Annotated in this window: 1 tRNA gene and 2 rRNA genes (1 of these 3 running past the window's edge); all 3 read left to right on the forward strand. The window is 53.3% G+C overall.

Features of this window, described 5'->3' with window-relative positions:
• A 23S ribosomal RNA gene (locus tag AC07M1_RS19350) occupies positions 1-2747 on the forward strand; it begins 46 nt to the left of the window's first position.
• A 117-nt stretch (positions 2748-2864) separates the two neighbouring features.
• A 5S ribosomal RNA gene (gene rrf / locus AC07M1_RS19355) occupies positions 2865-2979 on the forward strand.
• 127 nt (positions 2980-3106) lie between these two features.
• Positions 3107-3183: transfer RNA gene (locus tag AC07M1_RS19360), tRNA-Met, on the forward strand.
• Positions 3184-3228 lie beyond the last annotated feature (45 nt).

Raw genomic sequence — 3228 nt, forward strand, 5'->3', positions numbered from 1 at the left:
CGATGAAGGACGTGGCACGCTGCGATAAGCGTCGGTGAGTTGTGAGCAAACTTTGACCCGACGATTTCCGAATGGGGAAACCCACCTATCCCGATTATTCCTACGATGACTTGTTCATTGTTGGAGTAATCGAGAAACAGGTATCACTTAGCTGAATAAAATAGGCTTCGTGAAGCGAACCCGGAGAACTGAAACATCTCAGTACCCGGAGGAAAAGACATCAACCGAGATTCCGTTAGTAGTGGCGAGCGAACGCGGACCAGGCCAGTGCCTTCTTTTCAACTAGCAGAACAGTCTGGAAAGGCTGACCATAGCGGGTGACAGTCCCGTATGCGAAAGTGATGAAGAAGGACTTGAGTAGGGCGGGGCACGTGAAACCCTGTCTGAACATCGGGGGACCACCCTCGAAGCCTAAATACTCGTACATGACCGATAGCGAACTAGTACCGTGAGGGAAAGGTGAAAAGCACCCCGATGAGGGGAGTGAAACAGTACCTGAAACCGAACGCCTACAAGCAGTTGGAGCCTCTTTATGGGGTGACAGCGTACCTCTTGCATAATGGGTCTGTGACTTAGTGTATCAAGCAAGCTTAAGCCGTTAGGTGTAGGCGCAGCGAAAGCGAGTCTGAATAGGGCGACTTAGTTTGATGCATTAGACCCGAAACCCGGCGATCTAGGCATGACCAGGTTGAAGGTGGGGTAACACTCACTGGAGGACCGAACCGTTTAATGTTGAAAAATTATCGGATGAGTTGTGTTTAGGGGTGAAAGGCCAATCAAGCCGGGAAATAGCTGGTTCTCCGCGAAATCTATTGAGGTAGAGCCTTGGACGAATACCCTAGGGGGTAGAGCACTGGATGGTTGCGGGCGGCGCGAGCTGTACCAATACTAACCAAACTCCGAATACCTAGGAGTACTATCCAGGAGACAGACGGCGGGTGCTAAGGTCCGTCGTCAAAAGGGAAACAGCCCTGACCTACAGCTAAGGTCCCCAAGTCATCACTAAGTGGGAAAGCATGTGGGAATCCCAAAACAGCCAGGAGGTTGGCTTAGAAGCAGCCATCCTTTAAAGAAAGCGTAACAGCTCACTGGTCTAAACAAGGGTTCCTGCGGCGAAAATGTAACGGGGCTAAAGTGATGCACCGAAGCTTAGGGTGTGTAGTTTACTACACGCGGTAGCGGAGCGTTCCGTAAGTCTGTGAAGCCGAAGGGTAACCGACGGTGGAGATATCGGAAGTGCGAATGCAGACATGAGTAGCGATAAAGAGGGTGAGATGCCCTCTCGCCGAAAGACCAAGGGTTCCTGCTTAAAGCTAATCTGAGCAGGGTGAGCCGGCCCCTAAGACGAGCCCGAAGGGGGTAGTCGATGGGAACCACGTTAATATTCGTGGGCCTGGTGGTAGTGACGGATCCCGTGTGTTGTATGTCCTTATCGGATTGGACATGCTTCGAAGGGGTTCCAGGAAATAGCTCCACCGTATAGACCGTACCCGAAACCGACACAGGTGGTCAGGTAGAGTATACCAAGGCGCTTGAGAGAAGTGTCCTGAAGGAACTCGGCAAATTGCCTCCGTACCTTCGGAAGAAGGAGGCCCAGCATAAGCGCAAGCTCTTGTTGGGGGCACAGGCCAGGGGGTAGCGACTGTTTAGCAAAAACACAGGGCTCTGCTAAGTCGGCTTCAAGACGACGTATAGGGCCTGACGCCTGCCCGGTGCCTGAAGGTTAAGTGGAGGGGTGCAAGCTCCGAAACGAAGCCCAGGTAAACGGCGGCCGTAACTATAACGGTCCTAAGGTAGCGAAATTCCTTGTCGGGTAAGTTCCGACCTGCACGAATGGCGTAACGACTTCCCCACTGTCTCCAGGACATGCTCAGCGAAATTGAATTCTCCGTGAAGATGCGGAGTACCCGCGGTTAGACGGAAAGACCCCGTGCACCTTTACTGCAGCTTCAGAGTGGCATTAGGAATTAATTGTGTAGCATAGGTGGGAGGCTTTGAAGCATTGGCGCCAGCTGATGTGGAGCCTACGGTGAAATACCACCCTGTTGATTTCTGATGTCTAACCTCGAACCGTTATCCGGTTCAGGGACCCTCTGTGGCGGGTAGTTTGACTGGGGCGGTCGCCTCCTAAAGAGTAACGGAGGCGTGCGAAGGTTGGCTCAGATCGGTTGGAAACCGATCGTTAGAGTGCAATGGCATAAGCCAGCCTGACTGCGAGACTGACGAGTCGAGCAGAGACGAAAGTCGGTCATAGTGATCCGGTGGTCCCTCGTGGAAGGGCCATCGCTCAACGGATAAAAGGTACGCCGGGGATAACAGGCTGATGATTCCCAAGAGCTCATATCGACGGAATCGTTTGGCACCTCGATGTCGGCTCATCACATCCTGGGGCTGGAGCAGGTCCCAAGGGTTTGGCTGTTCGCCAATTAAAGTGGTACGTGAGCTGGGTTCAGAACGTCGCGAGACAGTTTGGTCCCTATCTGCCGTGGGCGTCGAAATTTGAGAGGAGTTGACCCTAGTACGAGAGGACCGGGTTGAACATACCTCTGGTGTACCTGTCGTCCTGCCAAGGGCGCAGCAGGGTAGCTATGTATGGACGGGATAACCGCTGAAAGCATCTAAGCGGGAAGCCTCCCTCAAGATAAGATTTCTTAGGACGGTGGTAGACCACCACCTTGATAGACTGGATGTGGAAGCGCGGTAACGTGTGGAGCTAACCAGTACTAATTGTCCTATTCGCGCTTGATGAGTCCCACCATCAATGACAGCTTTGGCTGGTCATTGAGGTTGATCCTCAAGCCTTGATTATACGTCGAAAGACGGTGCACGCATCGATTTGAAACCCAATTACACCTGCTTCATTGCTTGGTGACCATAGCGTCAGTGACCCACCCGATCCCATCCCGAACTCGGCCGTGAAACCTGACTGCGCCGATGGTACTATCGCTCAAGCGCTGGAAGAGTAGGTCGTCGCCAGGCATTGAAGCCGGTGTAATTGGAAAAACCCATTCACTAATGTCAGATACGCAACACGCGTCGCGCTCAACGGCGCGGCGCGTTTTGCTTTATCCGGGACCCGCCAGCACCGCGGACCCCACACAGATGGCGCGGGGTGGAGCAGCCCGGTAGCTCGTCAGGCTCATAACCTGAAGGTCGTTGGTTCAAATCCAACCCCCGCAACCATCAACCACAACTCACACACACAGCCGCCCAACGGGCGGCTTTTTT

The organism is Sphingomonas sp. GW821-FHT10C01 (assembly GCF_059415525.1).